This is a genomic window from Roseomonas aerilata DSM 19363 (assembly GCF_000711725.1).
GTDB lineage: Bacteria > Pseudomonadota > Alphaproteobacteria > Acetobacterales > Acetobacteraceae > Roseomonas > Roseomonas aerilata.
In genome coordinates, this window is record NZ_JONP01000001.1 from 203,446 (window position 1) to 223,739 (window position 20,294).

The window sequence follows — 20,294 nt, forward strand, 5'->3', positions numbered from 1 at the left end:
CGGCTCCGGGAGGCGGGGTGGGCGGGAAAGCCGCGCCCGGGGTCAGGCCCGGGAAGGGGCGAGCGGATCCGGGAGCGGTCGCGGGGTGTCGGGGACCGGGCTCCAGGCGATGACGAAGGCGGTGCCGGGGCCGGGCAGGCGCTCGATCCGCGCGTCGATGGAGCGGATCAGCGTGTCCACGACGTTCATGCCGAGGCCGCGACGGCCCTCGGGTTCCATGCCGATGCCGTCGTCGGCGATGTGGAGGATGAAGCCGCCAGCCTCTCCGCCAGCCTCTCCGGCGCGGCGGAGCGCGATGCGCACGCAGCCGGAGGTGCCGCCGACGAAGGCGTATTTCAGGGCGTTCGTCGCCAGCTCGTTCACGACGAGGGCGATCTTCACGGCGATGTCGGCCGGCACTTCCATGTGTTCGAGGTCGGTGATGATGCGGTTGCCGCCGCCCTCGGTCGTGTCGCGGGCGGCGAGGGCGCGGGCGAAGCGCTCGAGCATCCCGTCGAGGGCGACGGTCTGGCCGGTGCCCTCCTGCAGCAGCTCGTAGGTCAGGCCGATGGCGACCATGCGGCCCTGGGCGGCGCGCAGCGCCTGGAGGGCCGCGTGGTCGGAGAGCTGGCGTTCCTGCAGGCGGAGGAAGGAGGCGACGAGGGAGAGGTGGTTCTTGATGCGGTGGTGCGCCTCCCGCAGGAGGGTGTCGCGCAGGCGGATGGCCTCCTCCCGTGCCTCGCGGGTGGCGCCGAGGCGGCGGATGAGGTCGGCGACGTCGGCCGCGCCGCTCTCGGCCCCGAGGGCGGGCGGGGGGATGTCGCCGGCGGCCTCCAGCCGCTGCGTGGCGGCCTCCAGCGGGGCCACGACGAAGCGCTGGGCGGACCAGAAGAGGGCGCCCATGCCGACGAGCAGCACGCCAACGAGGAGCAGCGGTGGAAGGACGATGTCCGCGCGGTTGCCGGCCTCGACCACGCCGGACGGGATGGAGGCGAGGAGGCTGAGGTCGTCGGTCGCGCGCACCTGGATCAGCAGGTGCCCGTTGTTGCTCGCGACGCCCGCGTCTACGGGGATGCGGGCCAGGTAGGAGGCGTGGAGGGCCTCCGGCAGCGAGGGCAGCGGCGCGTCCGGGCCGACGAGGCTGGCGCTGCTGCCCGAGGCGTCCAGGAGCCAGACCTGGAGGCCTTCGATCTCCGGCAGGAAGCGCCTGCTGGCGCTGCGCAGGCCGTCGAGGGATACGGTGGCCGCGACGACGCCGGCGACGGTTCCGCCGAGGGGTGCGCCGGGCGCTTGCCCCTGCGCGCCGCGGCCCCGCAGCCCCTCGCGACGGATGGGTTCGGCGAGCTCGATCACCTGTCCGAGGCCGAAGGTGCTGGTGCTCAGCGCGCCCGTGAGTCCGCGGCCGGTGAGTTCCACGGTCAGGACGCTGGGGGAGGCGAGGCGCTGGCCGATGGTCGAGGGGAGGGTGGAGCAGGTGACGCTGCGGTCGGGCCCCACGGCGAAGAGGTGGCCGACGCTCGCGTCCATGCGCAGGTGGGCGGCGTTGAGGAGGGCGGTGCAGCCCTCCGGGCCGAGGGCGAGGGGATCGGCGGCGGCAAGGACGGCCGTGCCCTGCCGTGCCTGGGCGAGGGCGCTCGCGACGCGACCGGCCATGCGGCGGGTTTCGGCGAGGGCGAGCTCGGTGTTGCGCGCCGAGAGGGCGTCGGCCTGCCACCAGGTGAAGACGCCGGCACCGAGCAGGATCACGAGGGCGACGGCGCCGTAGACGAGGGCGAGGCGCTGGCGGAGGGTCCAGCGGCGGGGCTGCGCCTCGATGGAGGCCGCCTCGCGGCCACGGGGGGCCGGCTTCTCTTCACGCGTGGCCGGATCGGCGCCACGGCCGGCCTGCTCCTGCCGGCGGAGGGGCGGCATGCCCCCGCGGGTGGCGGCCGCTTCGGTGCGGCCGGCATGGATGCCGCCGCGGACGCCCGGCGCGCCATGCGCGTGGCGCCGGGCCTGCCGGCTGATCAGCGGCAGGGCGGGCAGCGCGAAGGAGCGGTCGGTCCGCGCGGCGGGTAGAGCTCGCGGTGGACGATTCCCATCCGGCATGGCGTTGCATCCTCGATGACGAGGGTTTGGCAGGCGCGCGGCCGAAAAGTCAAACCTTTGTGAATGGGCCCGATTTCAACCGGCTGTGTGCCGCGAGTCGCCTGGGGCGCCGCAGAGGGCGAAGGCGGCGGCCATCGCATCCGGTATGGGCGCCGTGGCCAGCAGGGGCGGGTCGAGCGGCAGGGAGAGGGAGCGGGCGAGCAGGTGCATCACGCCGGCCGCCCGCCCGTTAACCGAGGCAGCGCCGCCATAGACGGGATCGCCGAGGATGGGGCAGCCGAGCAGGGCACAGTGGACGCGCAGTTGGTGCGTCCGGCCGGTCTCGGGGCGCAGTTCGAGCCAGGAGAGGGCGTTGTTGCCGCTGCCGGCGGTGCCGGCCAGGCGCCAGGCGGTGCGGGCGGGTTGGCCCTGGGGGTGGGACTCGATGCGCCAGCCGCCCTCCCGCGTGCTCGTCTTGCGGAGTGGGGCGTCGAGGGTTCCGCCCTCGCCCGGTGGGCGGCCGGCGACGATGGCCCAGTAGGTTTTCCCGGCGCGCTTTTCCGCGAAAAGGGCGCCGAGCGCGCCGAGGGAGGGGCGGGTGCGGCCGAGGAGGAGGCAGCCGGCCGTGTCGGTGTCCAGGCGATGGATGGGCTGCGGCGGGTGGCGGCGGCCGAGCTGGAGGAGGGGCAACCAATCCTCAAGGCTGGGCTTGGGTGGACGGCCGGGGTGCGGGCGGCCGGGATCGACGGGCAGGCCGGCGGGCTTGTCGATCACCATGGCGTCGGGCCGGATGTGAAGGATTCGCGCGGCGAGCCAGCCGGGCAGGGAAGAGGGGTCGCGCATGTCGGGTGGGGGTGTTTCCGGTGGGGCTGGCGTGAAGGGGCAGGGTGGCGCGCTGGTGATCTGCGTGGGGCAGGTGGTGACGGACCATACCTTCCGCGTGGACGAGGTGGAGCCGCCGCCCTCCAAGACCACGGCGCGGGCCTATTCCATGAGCGTGGGCGGGATGGCGGCGAATGCGGCGATCGCGGTCGCGCGGCTCGGCGGGCGGGCGGTGTTCTGGGGGCGCGTGGGGCGCGACGAGGCGGGGGAGGAGTTGCGGCACGCGCTGGAGTCGGAGGGGGTGGATGCCTCCGGCCTCGTGATGGCGGAGGGGGCGCGGACGCCGCTCTCGGCCGTGATCGTGGACAAGGTGGGGGAGCGGAGCATCGTGACCTATCGTGGGGAGCGGCTGCCGACCGATCCCTCCGCCCTGCCGCTGGACCGGCTTTCGGAGGCGGGCTGCGTGCTCTGCGATCCCCGCTGGCCCGAAGCGGCGGAGGTGGTGTTCCGGCGCGCGCGGGAGGCGGGGGTGCCGAGCGCGATGGATGCGGAGAAGAGCGAGGAGAGGATCCTGCGCCAGCTCGTGCCGCTGACCGACCACGCGATCTTCGCCAAGACCGGGCTGACCATCTTCGCGCCCGGTGTGCCGCCGGAGGAGGGGCTGGCGCGGGCGTTGCGGACGGGTCCGCTGAAGCTGGCCGCGGTGACGCTGGGGGAGAAGGGGACGCTCTGGCTCTCGCCGGGGATGGAGGCGCCGGCGCGGCGGCCGGCTTTCCCGGTGGATGCGACGAACACGACCGGGGCGGGGGACGTGTTCCACGGCGCTTTCGCCCTCGCCATCGCGGAGGGGCAGGGGATGGAGGAGGCGCTGCGCTTCGCCTCGGCGGCGGGGGCGCTGCGGGCGCGGGACGGTCGGACGCCGGACCGGGCGATGCTGGAGGAGCTGCTGGCGGGGGAGACGGACGTGCCGCCGATCCGGGTGCGGCGGAAGGCCTGAGGGGGCGGGGCTCCCTCGGGCGTCACCTTACGTTGGGCTTTCGGATTGGGATCTCTGTCGAAACGGCGCGCGGGTTGGTATGGTCCGGCCTTCCGACGCCGATCGCAAAGTCCTGGACATGTCCGACGCCGAAGCCCCGCCGCGCCCGTCTCGCGTCCTGCCCCTCGAGCGGTTCCGGCCGGGCGATCCGGTGCCGGTCTTCCGGGCGGCGACGGATGGGAATCCGCGCTACGCCTTCGACAGCGTGGCGGGGCGCTATGTGCTGCTCGCCTTTCTCGGGTCGCGGTCCCATCCGGCCTCGGCGTCGGGGTGGGAGGCGTTGCGGCGGGCACGGGCGGCGGGGCTGCTCGACGATGCGCGGGCCTGTGCCTTCGCGGTGACGGCGGACCCCGGGGATGCGGCGCCGGCCATGGCGGATGCGTTGCCGGGGCTGCGGGTGATCCGCGACCATGATCTCGCGGTGAGCCGCGCCTACGCGGCCTTCGTCCCCGCGCCAGCGGGGGAGCGGCCGGGCTATGCGCCCTTCGCCCTGTTGCTGGACCCCTTGTTGCGGGTGCTGGACTCCGCGCCGATCGCGGAGATCGGGCGGCTGGTCGGGGTGCTGGAGGGGCTGCCGGCGCCCGGTCTGCACGCGGGGATGGAGGTTCCGGCCCCCGTTCTGGTGCTGCCGCGGGTTCTGGAGCCGGGGTTCTGCCGGGAACTGGTCGCGCTCTACGACAGGGTGGGGGGCAACGAGAGCGGCTTCATGCGGGAGGTGGACGGGCGGACGGTGCCGATGCTCGACGCCTACCACAAGCGGCGGAAGGACCTCACGATCGAGGACGAGGGGGTGCGGGCGGCGCTGCGCGAGCGCCTGACGCGGCGGTTGGTGCCGGAGATCCACCGCGCCTTCCAGTTCCGGGCGACGCGGATCGAGCGCTACATCGTCGCCTGCTACGACGCGGCCGATGGCGGGCATTTCCGTGCGCATCGTGACAACACGACGCGGGGCACGGCGCATCGGCGCTTCGCGGTCAGCATCAACCTGAACGACGACTTCGACGGCGGGGACCTGTGGTTCCCTGAGTTCGGCACGCGGCGCTACCGGCCGCCGATGGGGGGCGCGGTGGTCTTTTCCTGCTCGCTGCTGCACGAGGCGGGGCGGGTGACGCGCGGGGTGCGCTACGCGACGCTTCCCTTCCTCTACGACGAGGCGGCGGCGAAGGTGCGGGAGGAGGGGCGCCGGTTCATCGGGGCCGCGGGAGAGGAAGCGGCCGCGGAGGGATGAGCGCGGCTTTGCCCGGTGGGGAGTCGCTCGGCCGGTCCCTCCAGCAAGGGCCAGCCGGTCAAGGTGCCGCGCGGGCCGGGAATTCCGGGATGACTCCGCGCCCGTCCCAGCGGCGGATGCGTTCCACCTCGACCGCGTTGGGGCTGTCCCCGGTCACGGCGGGGGAGGCCGCGATGGCCGCGGCGCGGGCCCGGCCGAGCTCGCGCTCGGCGACGACCTGGCGGTAGGTCTCGCCGGGGTCGAGGCGGGTAACGGTGAAGCCGGCGACCTCGATATGCAGCAGGGCGCGGGCGCGGGCGCGGAGGTCCTCGGTGAGGGCGGCCTGGAGGGCGGCGGCGTCGCGAATGGCGGCCTCCATGGAGGTGCGGCCGAGGACGGCGGCGACGGAGGCGGCCATGAGGGGCGGCATGAGGTCGGCGTCCCCGCGGATATGGCTGAAGCGCCAGCGAAGGTCGGCTTCCTCCCCGTGGTGCCAGAAGGCGGTGCCGTAGAGGGTGACGGGAAGGCCCTCGGCCGTCAGGGCTGGCATGCCGCGGTCGGGCGCGCTGCGGTCGGTGTTGGAGAGCGACATCTCGACCACCGCGCGGGTGTCGGTCCAGGGATTGGCGAAGCCGCGCTGGCCGGGGCCGTAGAGGGCAACGACCTCGCCGCCGCGGCTGACGATGATGCGCTGGGTGGCGCCGGGGCGGATGCTGATCATGCGATCGGCAAGGGCGCCGAGGACGAGGAGGGCCGCGATGCCGAGGAGGATGGGCAGGGCGCGCGGGCGCCGCTTCGCCTGGTGGCCGGTGCTCGTGGCGGCGGGGTCGTGATTGTCCCGGGGCATGGTGGCGGCGCGCGTGCTCCAGTTCTCCGCACGGGTGATCGGTCCGGGCGGTGGGGTTGGTTGAGGTGCATGGCATCAACCCACGGCCAGAGAATGCGTTTCCGGTAAGCAACGAAAACTAGCCGTAATGTTACGAAGAATTGGAGAAAGATGACTTTTTGAGGCACCGGTCCGGTGCTAGCGGGGCTCATGCGCTTCTGGCCCGAACCTTCCGGTCTAGCGCCCAGCGCGGCGAGGCCGGTTGTGGGAGGCGTCCCGATCGCCGTGCCGTTCTTGCCGCCGCGGCTGGGCGCGCTGCTGCTCGACGCAGTGCTGCTTGCCTTTGCGCTGCTGCAGCTTTCCCCTTTTCTCGCGGCCTTCCACCAGACGGCGGACGACAACTTCTGGCAGTACGCGGTGCTCAGCAACGCGGGCCGCCCCGCGGCGCTGGGCGAGGCCATCCACCTGCTGGCGGAGGCCCAGGGGCGGATCGGGCTCTACCCGGCCATGCCGCTGGTGATGCTCGGCACGATGCTGCCGGAATATGCCTGGGGGCGGGTGCTGGTGGTGGGGCTCTTCGGCGGGCTGATGCTCGCCTTCGGCCACCTGCTCGCCCGGCGGCTGGGCGTGCCTCTCACGCGGGCGGGGCTGTTGATGGCGCTCTGCCTCGCCCCTGTCGCGGCTCACCACATGCCGCCGAACGCCTACCCACTGATGCTCACGCTGCCGCTCGCGGCGCTGGTCGTGCTGCACATCTGGATGGGCGAGGGCGGGGGGCGCTCGGGCATGGCGTTGCTGGCCGGGGCGGGCGGACTGGCCGCGCTGATGCTGATGCTTGAGTACAGTCTCGTCGCCGGGGCCGGGCTCGCCGCGCTGGTGGTGCTCTCGGCACCGGCGGGGCGGCGCTGGCGGGCGGTGCGGCTGCACGGTCCTCCGCTGCTGCTGGCTGCCGTGGCCTATGTTGCCTATCGCGCGATCCATCCGAGCGCGTATGGCGGCAACATGATCGCGTGGCCCGGGCTGTGGGATGTCGTCCGGCTCCAGGCGCTGCACGCTTTCCACGGGACGAGCCTTCCGACGCTTGGCGCGCCCTGGCGCGGGCTCTCCGGGCTTGGGCGCAGGGACATGGTCATGGCGCTGGGTGTCCTTGTTTGCGGGACCTGGCTGGGCTGGCGGCTGCTGCCGGCCCTGGCGGCGAGGCTGACCGCGGGCCTGGCCGTCCGGGTGGTGCTGGCCTGCCTCGCCTGGGCCTGGCTGAACACGCTGCCGCACGCGCTGACCGAGAAGTATCAGAGCTGGTGCCGGGCCGGAGACTGCACCTACGTCGATTCGCGGATCGCCGCGCTGGGCATGGGTGCGGCCGCGGCGGTGGGGATCGCGGCTCTCCTGCGCGCCGTTTGGGCGAGGCCGGGGGCGCGGCGGGCTGTCTCGCTCCTTTGCGCGCTGGGCGTGGGGGTGCTCGGCGCCTCCAGCTTCCTGCAGAACCGGGCGACGGCACGGGAGATGTTTGTTCGGGAGCGGCCCTTCGCCCTGTTGCGCGAGGCTGCCTGCCGGCCCTCGGAGGGGCTGGGTACGAACGCGGTGGTGATGGAGATGCTGGGACGGGAGATCTGGTGGCACCGGCCACCGGCGACCGCTCTTCCACCCGAGGTTTACCTGGCTGCGTACCGGGAGGGCTTGGCGGCGCTCGGGCTGGCCTGCCGGCCGATGCCCTTCGCGCCGCCGGCTCGCTCGGTGGAGTTCCTGGGCTGGTCCGGGCCGGAGGAGCGGGGACGCTGGACGGTGGGGCCGGGCGGATTGCTGGTGCTGGCCGGGCAGGAGGGCAGCCGGGGGATGGTGCTGACCCTTGCGGCCTATGTGCCCGCCGCCGGCGGAGCGCAGCGCGTGGTGGCGCGACTGGGCGACGGGACGGCCTGCGAGATGCGGTTGGGCAGTGAGCCGCTGGACCTGTTGGTGCCCTGGGACGCGGGCGCCCCTGGGTGGGTCGGGTCCGGTGGCCGGGAGGCGGTGCTGGTCCTGGAGACGCCCGACGCGGTGAGCCCCCTGGCGTCAGGAGCGAGCGAGGACCGGCGGTTGCTCGGCGTGCTGCTCTCCGCCGTCAGGCCCTGGACGGCGGAGTTGGCAGTGCCGCGGGGGCTGGACATGCGGGAATGCGCGCGGGCGGCCGGGACGGAGCGCCCCGGGTGATGTTCCGCCTGGCGAGCAGGGCCGCGGTGGCGGGAGATCTGGACACCGTGTCGGTGCGGCGGGGCCAGCGGGGGGCTTCCCCGCCGGGTAGTCAGGCGGCCTTCGGCAGGATGCGGGCGGTCTCGGCCCAGTCGAAGTAGAGGCGGCGAGCCTCGGCAGCGACGGGGCCGGGCTGCATGTGGTTCTCGGCGTAGCGGGTGCAGGGCTGGACCTTGCCGAAATTGCCGGTGGCGAAGATCTCGTCGGCGGTGTCGAGCATCGCGGTGGTCACGGTGCATTCGCGCACCTCGCGGCCGGATTTGCGCAGCAGGTCGATGATGCGGGCGCGGGTGATGCCGGCGAGGAAGGTGCCGTTGGCGGCCGGGGTCATCACCACGCCGTCCTTGACCATCATGATGTTGGCGGAGGCGAATTCGGCGACGTTGCCGGCCTCATCGAGCACCACGGCCATGTCGAAGCCGTGCTTCTTGGCCCAGGCGGTGGCGCGGGCGGAGTTGGGGTAGAGGGCGCTGGCCTTCGAATCCGTCGGCGCCATGTCGGCGGCGGGGCGGCGGAAGGGGGCGGTGATGGCCGAGAAGCCGGTCGCGGGCGGCAGGGGCGCGTCGTAGATCGAGAGGATGAATTCCGTGCTCGTGGGGTCGGGCTGGGCGGCGCCGAGGCCCTTCCTGACGAAAAACATCGGGCGGATGTAGAGCTCGGCGTCGGGGCCCATGCGGCGGACGCCCTCGCGGCAGAGTTCCTCGATCGCCTCCGCGGTCATGGTTGGTTCCATGAGCATGTTGCGGGCGGACTGGACGCAGCGGCGGCAGTGGAGGTCGAGGTCGGGCACGGTGCCGCGGATGGCGCGGGCGCCGTCGAAGATGACGGAGCCGAGCCAGAAGGCGTGGTCCATAGGGCCGAGGATCTTGGGCTCCTCGGTGGACCAGTTGCCGAGATGCCAGAAGACGCCGGCCATGGTTTCTCTCCCGTGACGCTGAAGGGGGGCGGAACCTGCCACGCCGCGGGGTGGACGGTGAACCCCGCTCTTAGGGGCCGTTCTCTAATCGGGGTTTTCAGGTCAAGCGCCGGTTTGGAGGCTGCCCGCTGCCGGGGTCATGGTTCTCTCCGGGGTCGGTGTGATCCGCCCCATGATGGGCGTGAGGGATGGGGCGCCGCGATGTTTGAGGCGGTCTGATCGGGCGGTGTACGCCTGACCGGCCAACGATCAGTCAGAGAAGGCCGAAGTTCTTCGCGGCGATGCCGGCGGCGACCACGAGGATAAGGGTGCATCCGGCGACGATGAGGGAGGCGGCCCAGGCGGGAAAGGCGGCGGTGGTGTTCACGACGACGCTCTGGTGCGCCTGCGGCCCCGAGGACCTGAATTCCTGACTCCGGTAACGGGCCGGCAGGTCGAGGGGCGCGCCGCTGGGCCCGCAGGGGATGACGATGCTGCGGGAGATGCCGGTGAGGCGCTGCAGGGCGGAGGTCTTTCCCTCAGAGTAGCCGGCGAGCTGGATGTCGAGAAGGCCGCCGGGCCGGTCCTGAACGGCGGTGACGCTGCCCCACTGGCCGGCCTTGCCCATCGCGTGGTCGCCGCTCTCGTTCACGCGCAGGCGGACGAGGTCGCCGACCTCGTAGCGCGAGACATAGGGTTTTCCGTCGGTACCGTAGCCAAGCTGCATCGAGATCTGCCCCTCGTGTCGGATCGGGTCGGCGCAGCATCGCACGCAGGGCTTAAGGATCGGTTTTGCTCGCCGGCCCCGGGCTTCGGCTTGACCGGGGCCGGGGGGCGGTGTGGATGGGCGGGATGGATCGTCCGTCCCCTTCCGCCAGGCGGCCGCCGGAGCCGGACCGGCTCTGCGGCCTGGCCGCCGTCTCGGCCGTCTTCGCGCGGCGGCCGCGGGACGTGCTGCGGCTGTTCCACCTTCCCTCCCGCCGGCGGGAGGCGAACCCGTTCTGCGCGGTGCTGGCGGGGATGCGCCGCCCCTACCGGGAGGTGGGGGAGGAGGAGCTGGCGCGGGTGGCGGGCACCGTGCACCACGGGGGGATCGTGGCGGTCGCCACGCGGCGGAGGGTGCCGGAGCTGGTGCTGCCGCTGGCGCCGGCGCTGCGGGTGGCGCCGGTGCTGCCGGTGCTGGACGGGGTTTCCAACCCGCACAACCTGGGCGCGATCGCCCGCTCGGCCGCCTTCTTCGGCTGCATCGGGATGGTGGTTTCAGGGGATCCGCGGGGGGCAGGGCTCTCGGACGCGGCCTTTCGGACGAGCGAGGGAGGGCTGGAGGTGCTGAGCCTCTGGCGGGCGCCGGACCTCGTTTCCGCCCTGCCGCGCCTTGGGGTGATGACGGTGGCGGCGGTGGCGGCGGGCGGGGTGGCGCCGGAGCGGTTGCCGCCCGCATCCTGCGTCGCGCTCGTGCTCGGGAACGAGGAGGAGGGGGTTTCGGAAGCGGTGGCTGCCGCCTGCGACGCGCGGGTGACGCTGCCGGGCTCGGGACGGGTGGAGAGCCTGAACGTCTCGGTCGCGGCGGCGGTGCTCATCCACGCGCTTTCGGCGCGGCGCTAGGCCTCTATGGCTTCGCGGCGCTTGCCGCGGGCGGCGAGGCCGGTGCGGTGGCCCTCCGCGGCGAGGGCGAGGAGGCGGGCGGGGAGGGACTGGCGGATGGCGGCGCGGTAGCCGGGAAAGCGCTTCCAGGCCTTGCGCTCCGGCTTCGTCATGCCGCAGGCGAAGCACCAGCCCGTGGCGTTCTCGTACTCGCAGATCTTGATGCAGGGGCGCTCGTTCGGGTCCATCGGGGTGCTTCTGCCGGTTCGCGGAAGGAAGGCGCGGCGGGGGCGGGGGTTGCCGCGGCGGGCCCGCGGGGCGAAATGCGGGGCATCGAAGACCCGGAGTCCCGCCCCATGACGATCCGTCGCCGCAGCCTTCTCGGCGCGGCCGCCCTGCCGCTCGCCGTCCCGGCCCTGGCCCCCTATGCCCTGGCCCAGGCGCCCTATCCCAACCGCTCCCCCCGCCTCGTGGTGCCCTTCGCGCCGGGCGGGGCGGTGGACATCACCGGGCGTGTCCTGGCGGAGCGGCTGCAGCCGGCGCTCGGCCAGTCCGTGGTGGTGGACAACCGCGGCGGCGCCGGGGGGAACATCGGGGCGGAGTTCGTCGCGCGCTCCGACAAGGACGGCTACACGCTGCTGCTCGCGGCCGTCTCGATCATGGCGGCGAACAAGTACCTCTATCGCCGCTCCATGCCGATCGACCCGGTGCGGGACCTCGCGCCCGTGACGCGCGTGACGACCGGGACGGTGCTGCTGGTGGTGAACGCGCAGCGGCCCTGGCAAACCTTCGCCGATCTCGTCGCAGCCGCGAAGAAGGACCCGGGGAAGATCACCATGGGTTCCTCGGGCACCGGGACGGTGAGCCACCTGACGCTCTCCTCCGTGTGTCGGGCGGCGGGGATCGACATCACCCACGTGCCGTATCGCGGCGGCGGGCCGGCCATCTCGGACCTCGTCTCGGGCAACATCGACATGATGTTCGACGTGATCCCGGCGCTGATGCCGCATGTGCGGGAGGGGCGGTTCCGGGCGCTGGCGGTGGGAAGCGCCGAGCGCGTGGGCTACGTGCCGGAGCTGAAGGACGTGCCGGGCATGAAGGAGCTGCTGCCGGGCGCGGGGATCGACATGCAGAGCTGGTACGCCGTGAACGTGCCGACGGGCACGCCGGCCCCGGTGATCGAGCGGCTGCACTCGGCGATCCTGCAGGTGGTGAAGTCGGACGATTTCCGCGGCCGGCTGGAGCCGTTGGGCTTCACGCCGGTCTGGGACGAGACGCCGGCGGCCTATGCGGCCTATCTCGCGCAGCAGGACGCGGTGTGGAAGGGGCTGGTGGAGGCCTCGGGCGCGACGCTGGACTGAGAGGGCGCTGCCCTCTCCGGGCGGACGCGCAGATCCGGGAGGAGGAAGAACTCTTCCTCTTCCCGCGGTTACCGGCGCCGGCTGGCCAGCCGGGTCGAGAGGCTGCGGAGGAGGGTGGCCAGGGCGGCATTGCCCTGGACCTCCGCGCCATGAGCCAGGTCGAGGACGATGCGGGCGGCGCGGCTCGCCTCACCCGCTTCACTGAGGCCGGGAGGGGTGGGCGTGCTCAGCGGAACGGGCTTTCGTCGCGGCGGGCGGGTGCCGGTCGGAGAGGCATCGGGGGCATCCTGTCCTCGCGATGTTTTGTTCATTCTGCTGGGGATAAAGAGTTCCCCCTGCCTTGACCAGCGACAAACGGGCTTCGGACGGAAAGATCTGTCTGGTGTGCGCTGGCGTCACGCGCCCAGCAGCTGTCCGCCGTCCACGATCAGGGTTTGGCCAGTGATCCAACTCGCGCGCGGGGAGGCGAGGAAGAGGACGGCCTCGGCCACCTCCTCGGGCCGGCCCATGCGGCCGAAGGGGATGGAGGCGAGGGTGGCGTCGTAGAGGGCGGGGTCCTCGGTGCGGCGGCGTTCCCAGGTGCCGCCGGGGAACTCGACGGAACCGGGGGCGACGCAGTTGGCGCGGATGCCGCTCGCCGCGAGGATGCGGGCCTGGCTGGAGGTGTACTGCATCACCGCTGCCTTGGCCGCGCCATAGGGTGGGTTGCGCTTCGTGGCGCGCAGCGCCGAGATCGAGGCGATGTTGACGATGCCGGTGCCGCCCGCTTCGCGGGCCGGGGAGGCCTCGAGGTAGGGGCGGGCGGCGGCGCTGGCGCGGACGACGGCCAGGATGTCCACCGAGATGGAGGCGGCCCAGCTCTCCTCGTCGTCACGGCGGCCGAAGCCGGAGGCGTTGTTGACGAGGATGTCGATGCCGCCGAGCGCCTCGGCCGCGGCAGGGACGTAGCGGGCGATGGCCTCGGCGTCCGCGAGGTCGCAGGGGGCGGCGTGGGCGGTGCCGCCGAGGGAGGCAACCTCGGCGCGGGCGGCCTCCAGCGCGTCCGCGCCGCGGGCGCAGAGGGAAACGGCGGCGCCCGCCCCGGCGAGGGCGAGGGCGATGGAGCGGCCGATGCCGCGGCTCCCGCCCATGACGACGGCGCGGCGGCCGCTGAGTTCCCCGGTGATGGCCATGGATGGTTCCTTCTTGTGCCGGGGGATGATGGCTTAGGTGGGCAGCGGTGTCGCCCCAGGCGGGGCGCGGGTGGCGCCCCGTGCAGGTGCGGCCGATTGGCGTGGCGTGGCGCGCGCGTCCCGGCCAAGCTGGGCGCGCATGGCGATGGGGAGAGCGATGATGCGGCGCCGAAACCTGATGGCGGGGCTGGCCGCGATGCCGGCGCTGCCCGCGATGGGGCAGCCCGTGGCGGGCGGGCGCGCGGTGCGGGTGGTGGTTCCCTTCCCGCCCGGCGGGGCGATCGACCTGCTGGGGCGGCTGGTGGCGGAGCGGCTGGGGCCGGCGCTGGGGCAGAACGTGGTGGTGGAGAACCGCGGGGGCGCGGGCGGCATCCTTGGCACCGACGCGGTGGCGAAGGGGACGCCGGACGGGACGGTGATCGGGGTGATCGGCGGGGTGACGATGACGGCCTATCCCACCCTGTACAACCGCCTGCCCTTCGACCCCGTGAAGGATCTCCAGCCGCTGAGCCTGATCACCTCGGGCGCGCTCATCTGCGTGGTGAACGCGGAGGTGGCGCAGCGGCGGGGGTGGACGGATTTCCGGGCGCTTGTTGCTTATTCGAAGGCGCATCCGGACGAGGTGAAGATGGGGTCCTCGGGGCCCGGGACCTCGTCGCACCTCGTGATCGGGGCGGTGAACGAACTGGCGGGGGCGCGGATCCTGCACGTGCCCTATCGCGGCGGCGGGCCGGCGATCGCGGACCTGCTCTCGGGCACGATCGACATGATGTTCGACGTGACGCCGGCGCTGATGCCGCAGGTGACGGCCGGAAAGTTCAAGCCGCTCGTGCTGTCCTCCCGCGCGCGGATGGATTTCGCGCCGGACGTGCCGGGGATGGGGGAGTTCGCCGATCTCGGGCTGGGGGAACTCGACCTCCTCGCCTGGAATGCGCTCATGCTGCCGGCGGGCACGCCGGAGCCGGTGGTGGCGCGGCTGTTCCAGGCGGTGCGGCAGGTGGCGGCGGACCCGGTGCTGGTCGAGCGGCTGCGGCCGCTGGGCTACGAGGTGATGGTGAGCGAGAGCCCGGCCGCTCTGGCCGAGCGGGTGGCGCGGGAGACGCCGGCCTGGCAGCGGCTGGTCGAGATGTCGGGCGTGAAGCTCGACTGATCGGGGCGGATTTCTCGTGCGTCGGAATGAAACAGTTGGGGAGCCGAGGTGGCAACCTCGGCCGGGAGGACCCATTAGCACCGCATGAGCACGGGTGCGGTCGATCTTCTGGTGGTGGGCGCGGGGGCGGCGGGGATCGCCGCGGCGCGGGAGGCGCTCCTCCTCGGCCTTTCGGTGCGGGTGCTGGAGGCGCGGGGGCGGGTCGGCGGGCGCGCGGTGACGAGCCACACGCTGGGCGCGCCGATGGATCTTGGTGCCACCTGGCTGCACGCCGCGCAGTCCAACCCGCTGGTGCCGCTGGCCGAGGCGGCGGGGCTGGAGCTGTTCGACCACGACGCCGTTCGCAGCTCCCGCGTCTGGATGGGCGGGCGCTGGGCGGATGGGGCGGAGATGGCCGCCTATGAGCGGGCGGAGCGGGAATGGGGAATCGCGGTGCGGCTGGCGGAGGCGCGGGCGGAGGGGCGCGCGCTCAGCATGGCCGATGCGGCGCCGCGCGGCGGGTTCTGGGACGCGACGCTGACGCATTGGGAGGGGCCCGTGATCGCGGCGACGGAGGCCGCCGAGGTCGATCTCGAGGACTACCTTTCCACCCTGCTGAACGGCTCGAACCTGCTGCCGCGCGAGGGTTGCGGTCATGTGCTTGAACGGCTGGCGGAAGGCCTGCCCATCGTGCTGGGCGCGCCGGTCGAGCGGATCGACTGGGGCGGGGCGCGGGTGAGGGCGGAAGGGGCTTTCGGCGCGGTGGAGGCGCTGGGCGCGGTGGTGACGGTCTCGACCGGCGTGCTGGCGGGCGGCGGCATCGTCTTCTCCCCGGCACTGCCGGCCGAGGTGGAGGGGGCGGCGCATGACCTGCCGCTGGGGCTGCTGGAGAAGGTGGGGCTGCCGGCCTCGGGCGCGGACCGGCTGGATTCGCCGGCTTTCGGCGGGATCGAGCGGCGGCTGGAGGAGGGGGAGCGGGCGATGACCTTCGTCGCCTGGCCCTTCGGGCGGGACCACCTGGAGGGGTTCGCCGGGGGCGCGCTGGCCTGGGACCTCTCGAGGGAGGGGGAGGCGGCGATGACCGATTTCGCGCTTTCCGAGCTGCGGCGGATCTATGGCGCGCGGGCGGACCGCGCGATCCAGCGGGAGGGGGCGGTGGTTTCCTCCTGGGGGCGGGATCCCTGGGCGCGGGGTTCCTATTCGGCGGCGCGACCGGGGCGGGCGGGGGCGCGGCGGCTGCTCTCGACGTCCGTTGGCGGGGGACGGCTGCGGCTGGCGGGCGAGGCCTGCCACGTGAGCCTTGCCGGCACCCTGGCCGGGGCCTGGCTGAGCGGGGCCGAGGCGGCGCGGGAGGTCGCGGCCTCGCGCGGGTTGCTGCGGGCCGGTGCCCAGGCGCGGGGGGCCGGAGCCGGCACTTCGGCGTGACGGAGGCGCAGCAGGCACCGCCGGGCGAGGAGCCCGCGGCCGAGGAACCGGCGCCGGGCGCGGAGACGCCGCCTTCGGTGGCGCGGCCGTCTTTGGCCCGGCCCACCGCGACGCGGGAGGGCGAGGTGCTGCGCTTCGCCGGCCGGCTGACGAGCATGGGCGCCGGGCGGATCTGGCGGGAGGCGCTGCGGGCAGCGGAGGGCGCGCGGCGGATCGACCTGTCGGGGCTGGAAGTGCTGGACACGAGCGGGGCGGCACTGGTTCTGGCGGCCCAGGCGGCGGCGGGCGGGGAGGTGCCGGTGGAGGGCGCCTCGCGCAAGGTGGGCGCGGTTCTCGAGCGGTCGCGCGGGGCGGTGCGGGCCCCGGCGAGGCCCGGGCACGCGCTGCCGCGGCTGGGGCCGGTGCGGGCGGTGGGCGCCTGGGGCGTCGGGCGCATCGCGGCCATGGCCCAGGGGGCGGCCTTCCTCGGAGAGGCCTCGGCGACGATCGTGAATGCGGCGCGGCGGCCGCGCGACCTGCGGGTGGCGGACGTGCTGCGGCACCTGGACGAGGTGGGCACGCGCGCCTTCGGGCTCACGCTGCTGCTGGGCGTTCTGATCGGCGTGATTCTGGCGTTCCAGTCCTCGATACCGATGCGGCAGTTCGGGGCGGAGATCTTCATCCCGCGCCTCGTCGGCCTTTCCCTGCTGCGGGAGCTGGGGCCGTTGCTGGCGGGGGTGGTGCTGGCGGGGCGCACCGGCTCGGCCTATGCGGCGGAGTTGGGCACCATGACGGTGAACGAGGAGGTGAGCGCGTTGCGCATCATGGGCATCGACCCGATGGTGCTGCTCGTGCTGCCGCGGCTCGTTGCGGCGACGGTCGCGATGCCGGTTCTCGCGCTGCTGATGGACCTGGCGGGCCTGCTGGGCATGTCCGGCGTGATGCTCAGCCTCGGCTTCCCCGTGCAGCTCGTGCTCAACCAGCTCCATGTGGGGGTCGAGCTCGGCGACTTGCTGGGCGGGCTGGGCAAGGCGGCGGTGTTCGGGCTGGTGATCGCGGGGCTGGGCTGCCGCGCGGGGCTTTCCGCGGGCAGCGGGCCGCGCGCGGTGGGCGATGCTGCCACCTCGGCCGTGGTGGGCGGGATCGTGGCGCTGGTGGTTCTGGACGGGATTTTTGCGGTGCTGTTCTTCCGGTTGGGCTGGTGATGGGTGCTGTTCTCGCGGACCGGGCGGAGGCGCCCGCGGCGACGCGGCGCGAGGCGGTGATCGAGGTGCGCGACCTCGCGATGGGCTTCGGCGGGCGCACGCTGTTCCGCCACGTGACCTTCGAGGTGTCGCCGGGGGAGGTCTTCGTGATCCTCGGCGGATCGGGCTGCGGCAAGTCCACGCTGTTGAAGATCATGATCGGCCTCTACCAGCCGACGGCGGGAGAGGTGACCATCCTCGGGGGGCACCTGGCGCGCGCGTCGGGGGAGGCGCGGCGGGCCTTGCTGCGGCAGCTCGGTGTGATGTGGCAGTCGGGCGCGCTGTTCGGCTCGATGACCTTGCTGGAGAACGTGATGCTGCCGCTGGAGGCGCATACCGACCTGCCGCGCGAGGCGCGGGAGAGCGTGGCGCGGATGAAGCTTGGGCTCGTGGGGCTCTCGGATGCGGAATCGCGGCTGCCCGCCGAGATTTCGGGCGGGATGGCCAAGCGGGCGGGGATCGCGCGCGCCATGGCGCTCGACCCGCCGGTGCTGTTCCTCGACGAGCCGAGTGCAGGGCTCGACCCCGTGACCTCGGCGGGGCTGGACCGGCTGATCCGCGACCTGGCGCGCGACCTCGGGACGACCTTCGTGGTGGTGACGCACGAGCTGCAGTCGATCCTCGCGATCGGGGATCGCTGCGTGATGCTCGATAAGGAGGCGCAGGGGATGATCGCGCAGGGCGATCCGCGGGAACTTCGCGAAAATCCGCCGAACGACACGGTGCGGCGCTTCTTCCGGCGGGAGGCGGAGTAGATGCCGGCGACCTCGCGCAGGCTCTATCTCCGGGTCGGGCTGCTCATCATCGTTGGGCTGGCGGTGGGGCTCGGCTTCGTCCTGTTCTTCACGGCGGGCAAGCTCGGGCGGAACCGGCAGACCTTCGAGACCTATGTGCGCGAGAGCGTGACGGGGATGGATGTGGGTGCCGCCGTGCGGTTCCGCGGCGTGCAGCTCGGGCAGGTGACGGAGATCAACCTTGTCGCGACCTCCTATCCGCCACCGCGCGACGACTTCACCGCGGCCTTCCAGCGGGTGATCGTGCGGTTCGCGCTCGATCTCTCGCGCCTGCGGGACACGCCGAACGTGCAGGGTGCGGTGGAGAACGGGTTGCGCGCGCGGCTGGCGACGACGGGCATCACGGGTGTGGGGTATCTCGAGCTCGATTTCGTGGACAAGGAGCGCTTCCCCGCGGAGGCGCCGCCCTGGACGCCGGAATATCCGGTGATCCCCTCGATCCCGAGCACGGTGGCGCAGGTGACCTCGGTGGCGGAGGCGCTGGCGCAGCGGGTGAGCGACCTTCCGATCGAGCAGATCCTGGGCGACATCTCGGGGCTGCTCTCGGATCTCCGGCGGCAGGTAAACGACGGCGACCTCGCGCGGACGGCGCGGGCGGCGACGGAGACGCTGGATACGGTGCAGCGGACGGTCGCGGAGCTGGACCTGCCGCGGCTCTCAGGCGAGCTGCGGGCGACGGTGGCCGAGGTGCGCGGGCTGGTCGGCGGACCCGAGGTGCGGGGCGTGCTGCGCAACGCGAACGCGGCGATGGAGCGGCTGCAGCAGGGCATGCAGCGGCTGCCGGCGGCGGTGGCGCAGGTGGAGGCGGCGGCGCGGTCGGTGACGAACACGGTCGGCGACATCAACGGCGACCTGTCGCCGACGCTCAGGGACCTGCGGGCGGCCTCGGGCAGCCTGCGGGAGACGACGGAAGGGCTGCGGCGATCGCCGGGGGCGTCGCTGCTGGCGCCGCCTCCGCCGGTGCCGGAATGGGCGAGAGGGAGACGATGATGCGGCGTCGTGGATTGCTGGCGGCCCCCCTGTTGATGGCCCCTCTCTTGACGGGAGGCCTGCTGGCGGGGTGCGGGGTGGTGAACCAGAGCTATGTGGAGCCGCGGCGCTACCCGCTACTGCCGGTGCGGCCGGCGGCGCTCCCGCGGCGGCGGGGGACGAAGACGCTGCTGATGCGGCTGACGCGCGCGGCGCCGGGGCTGGACGGGCGGCTGCTGCGCTCCATCCGCGCGGACGGGACGGAGGCCACGGAATACTACGCCGAGTGGACCGCGCCGCCGGCCGAGGCGGCGGAGGACGCGCTGCGCCGCTGGCTGATGGAATCCGGCACCTTCGCGGCCGTGCTGGCACCGGGGACGCGGGGGAATGCGGACCTGGTGATGGAGAGCGAGCTGCTGGCGCTGCATGTCGATCTCGGCGCCGGGCAGGCGGTGGCGGCGATGAGCGCGCTGCTGTTGCGGGAGACGAGCCAGTTCGGCACGCGCGTGGTGGCGCAGTTCAGCGAGCGGGCGACGGTGCCGGTGCCGGCCGACCGGCCGCTGGGGCCGGACGCCCAGGCGGCAGGGATGGTGGCGGCGTTGGGGCTGGTGCTGGGGCGGCTGGAGGCAGACCTCGCCCGCCACGGCTGAGGCTGGTACGCCGTCCCATAGAACCAGGGATTGTCTCATCGGGCGAGACGTTAACTCGCTGGTAAGACATGGGAGCTCAGTCTCAAAACCGAGACGCGTCGCATTTTGCGATGATGTTTCTGGTTTGATGGGACGAGCGCTATGGACGCCATCCGGCGGGCCGAGATCTGGGACGAGGTCTGGGCCGAGTACGACGCGCGGCAGGCGGCGGCGTCCCGCCACGCCCCGCGCGGGAAGGGCGGCTTCGCCGGGCCCGCGCCCAGGAGCACGGCGGCGCGGCGGGTTCGACTGGTGGTGCAGGTTTGGGCAGCGCTGGCCGCGGCGTTGATGTTGCTCGGGCTCTGGCTCGCAACCCCCTGGCTGCTGGCGATGCGGATTTCGGCGCCGATAGGACAGGGCGACGCCCCGGCCCTTCTGCGGCAGTTCGACGCGCCCGTGGCTCTGGCGAGCCTGCGGGCGGGGCTAGAGGCGGAGATCGCGGCGGAGGAAGTGGGCGGTGCCCGCCGCTTCCTCTCGGGCATGGCCGACCGCATGGCGGCTTCCTGGGAGCGGCCGGAACGGGTGGCGGCCTGGATGCAGGCGCGGGCCCGCGGCGGACGCGGGGAGGGGAGCCCGGTCGCGCTCTCCAACCTGCGCGCGGCGCGCCCCCTGGGGCTGATGGCCTTCCGGCTGGAATACGGGCCGGCCGGGGAGGAGGCTGGGGTGTCCTTCGACCTCGCCTGGCAAGGGGATGGGTTCCGAGTGACGGCGCTGCGGTTCCTGGATGCGCCGCCCGCCCTGGGCACCGGCACAGTGGTGGCGATGCGCTGAAGAAAGGGCCCGCGCCGGCAGCACTGCCGGGCGGGCCCTTTCCGTGCATCGGACGCGGGACGGGCGCGGTTGCCGAACGCGGGGGCGTGCAGGGGCCGCCCCCGACCCGATTCGGCAGG

At 73.4% G+C, this 20,294-nt stretch carries 20 protein-coding genes; 12 read left to right on the forward strand and 8 right to left on the reverse strand.

Annotated elements, in window-relative coordinates; genetic code table 11:
- Positions 1-42: 42 nt before the first annotated feature.
- Together BO39_RS00950 and BO39_RS00955 are read right to left on the reverse strand one after the other, a co-directional pair.
- Positions 43-2,067 (reverse strand): sensor histidine kinase, encoded by a 2,025-nt coding sequence (locus BO39_RS00950; RefSeq protein WP_043829121.1) that lies wholly within the window; start codon positions 2,065-2,067, stop codon positions 43-45.
- 75 nt (positions 2,068-2,142) lie between these two features.
- Positions 2,143-2,889 carry an RluA family pseudouridine synthase gene (locus tag BO39_RS00955; protein ID WP_043829123.1) on the reverse strand — a complete coding sequence of 249 codons (747 nt, stop codon included), beginning with the start codon at positions 2,887-2,889 and terminating at the stop codon, positions 2,143-2,145.
- Between BO39_RS00955 and BO39_RS00960 the strand changes: the two genes are divergently transcribed.
- Complete coding sequence (locus BO39_RS00960) at positions 2,888-3,865, forward strand: PfkB family carbohydrate kinase (protein WP_052401265.1); 978 nt, start codon at positions 2,888-2,890, stop codon at positions 3,863-3,865. The two genes, BO39_RS00955 and BO39_RS00960, sit on opposite strands and share 2 nt — an antisense overlap.
- 118 nt (positions 3,866-3,983) lie before the next feature.
- Entirely contained in the window at positions 3,984-5,132 is a 1,149-nt protein-coding gene (locus BO39_RS00965; RefSeq protein WP_052401362.1) for a 2OG-Fe(II) oxygenase, read from the forward strand.
- Positions 5,133-5,190: 58 nt separating this feature from the next.
- Here the strand turns inward: BO39_RS00965 and BO39_RS00970 are convergent, their stop codons facing one another.
- The gene (locus BO39_RS00970; RefSeq protein WP_043829125.1) at positions 5,191-5,958 is read right to left on the reverse strand and encodes an SPFH domain-containing protein; all 768 of its coding nucleotides are present in this window, start codon (positions 5,956-5,958) and stop codon (positions 5,191-5,193) included.
- Positions 5,959-6,222: 264 nt separating this feature from the next.
- Here BO39_RS00970 and BO39_RS00975 point away from each other — a divergent pair, with 264 nt between their 5' ends.
- A complete protein-coding gene (locus BO39_RS00975; protein WP_156963356.1) occupies positions 6,223-8,124 on the forward strand; it encodes a hypothetical protein in 1,902 nt (633 codons plus the stop codon).
- 91 nt (positions 8,125-8,215) lie between these two features.
- Here BO39_RS00975 and BO39_RS00980 read toward each other — a convergent pair whose 3' ends face one another.
- Both BO39_RS00980 and BO39_RS00985 read right to left on the reverse strand, forming a co-directional pair.
- On the reverse strand, positions 8,216-9,079 hold the full coding sequence (locus BO39_RS00980; RefSeq protein WP_043829129.1) for a branched-chain amino acid aminotransferase: 864 nt from the start codon (positions 9,077-9,079) through the stop codon (positions 8,216-8,218).
- A gap of 253 nt (positions 9,080-9,332) precedes the next feature.
- On the reverse strand, positions 9,333-9,785 hold the full coding sequence (locus BO39_RS00985; protein WP_043829131.1) for a hypothetical protein: 453 nt from the start codon (positions 9,783-9,785) through the stop codon (positions 9,333-9,335).
- A 125-nt stretch (positions 9,786-9,910) separates the two neighbouring features.
- On the opposite strand from BO39_RS00985, the gene BO39_RS00990 reads away from it, so the two are divergent.
- On the forward strand, positions 9,911-10,663 hold the full coding sequence (locus BO39_RS00990; RefSeq protein ID WP_052401266.1) for a TrmH family RNA methyltransferase: 753 nt from the start codon (positions 9,911-9,913) through the stop codon (positions 10,661-10,663).
- Here BO39_RS00990 and BO39_RS00995 read toward each other — a convergent pair.
- Entirely contained in the window at positions 10,660-10,890 is a 231-nt protein-coding gene (locus tag BO39_RS00995; protein ID WP_043829133.1) for a DUF1289 domain-containing protein, read from the reverse strand. The genes BO39_RS00990 and BO39_RS00995 overlap by 4 nt on opposite strands.
- A gap of 108 nt (positions 10,891-10,998) precedes the next feature.
- Between BO39_RS00995 and BO39_RS01000 the strand changes: the two genes are divergently transcribed.
- Positions 10,999-12,003, forward strand: coding sequence for a Bug family tripartite tricarboxylate transporter substrate binding protein (locus BO39_RS01000; protein ID WP_043829135.1), 1,005 nt, complete (start codon positions 10,999-11,001; stop codon positions 12,001-12,003).
- Between the two features lie 68 nt (positions 12,004-12,071).
- On the opposite strand, the gene BO39_RS32360 is transcribed toward BO39_RS01000, so the two are convergent.
- Together BO39_RS32360 and BO39_RS01005 are read right to left on the reverse strand one after the other, a co-directional pair.
- Entirely contained in the window at positions 12,072-12,314 is a 243-nt protein-coding gene (locus BO39_RS32360) for a hypothetical protein (RefSeq protein WP_156963358.1), read from the reverse strand.
- An 84-nt stretch (positions 12,315-12,398) separates the two neighbouring features.
- Entirely contained in the window at positions 12,399-13,175 is a 777-nt protein-coding gene (locus BO39_RS01005) for an SDR family NAD(P)-dependent oxidoreductase (protein WP_043829137.1), read from the reverse strand.
- 157 nt (positions 13,176-13,332) lie between these two features.
- On the opposite strand from BO39_RS01005, the gene BO39_RS01010 reads away from it, so the two are divergent.
- From BO39_RS01010 to BO39_RS01040, 7 genes are all read left to right on the forward strand, one after another.
- On the forward strand, positions 13,333-14,325 hold the full coding sequence (locus BO39_RS01010; protein ID WP_052401267.1) for a Bug family tripartite tricarboxylate transporter substrate binding protein: 993 nt from the start codon (positions 13,333-13,335) through the stop codon (positions 14,323-14,325).
- Between the two features lie 84 nt (positions 14,326-14,409).
- Positions 14,410-15,729, forward strand: coding sequence for a flavin monoamine oxidase family protein (locus BO39_RS01015; protein WP_052401268.1), 1,320 nt, complete (start codon positions 14,410-14,412; stop codon positions 15,727-15,729).
- Positions 15,726-16,913, forward strand: a complete 1,188-nt coding sequence (locus BO39_RS01020; RefSeq protein ID WP_245614879.1) for an MlaE family ABC transporter permease — start codon at positions 15,726-15,728, stop codon at positions 16,911-16,913. The genes BO39_RS01015 and BO39_RS01020 overlap by 4 nt, the downstream gene beginning before the upstream one ends.
- Positions 16,913-17,707 (forward strand): ABC transporter ATP-binding protein, encoded by a 795-nt coding sequence (locus BO39_RS01025; protein ID WP_043829139.1) that lies wholly within the window; start codon positions 16,913-16,915, stop codon positions 17,705-17,707. The genes BO39_RS01020 and BO39_RS01025 overlap by 1 nt, the downstream gene beginning before the upstream one ends.
- Positions 17,708-18,736, forward strand: a complete 1,029-nt coding sequence (locus BO39_RS01030; RefSeq protein ID WP_043829140.1) for an MlaD family protein — start codon at positions 17,708-17,710, stop codon at positions 18,734-18,736.
- A gap of 80 nt (positions 18,737-18,816) precedes the next feature.
- Positions 18,817-19,365 carry an ABC-type transport auxiliary lipoprotein family protein gene (locus BO39_RS01035; protein ID WP_169742712.1) on the forward strand — a complete coding sequence of 183 codons (549 nt, stop codon included), beginning with the start codon at positions 18,817-18,819 and terminating at the stop codon, positions 19,363-19,365.
- Positions 19,366-19,506: 141 nt separating this feature from the next.
- Positions 19,507-20,175 carry a hypothetical protein gene (locus BO39_RS01040; RefSeq protein ID WP_043829144.1) on the forward strand — a complete coding sequence of 223 codons (669 nt, stop codon included), beginning with the start codon at positions 19,507-19,509 and terminating at the stop codon, positions 20,173-20,175.
- Positions 20,176-20,294: the final 119 nt, after the last annotated feature.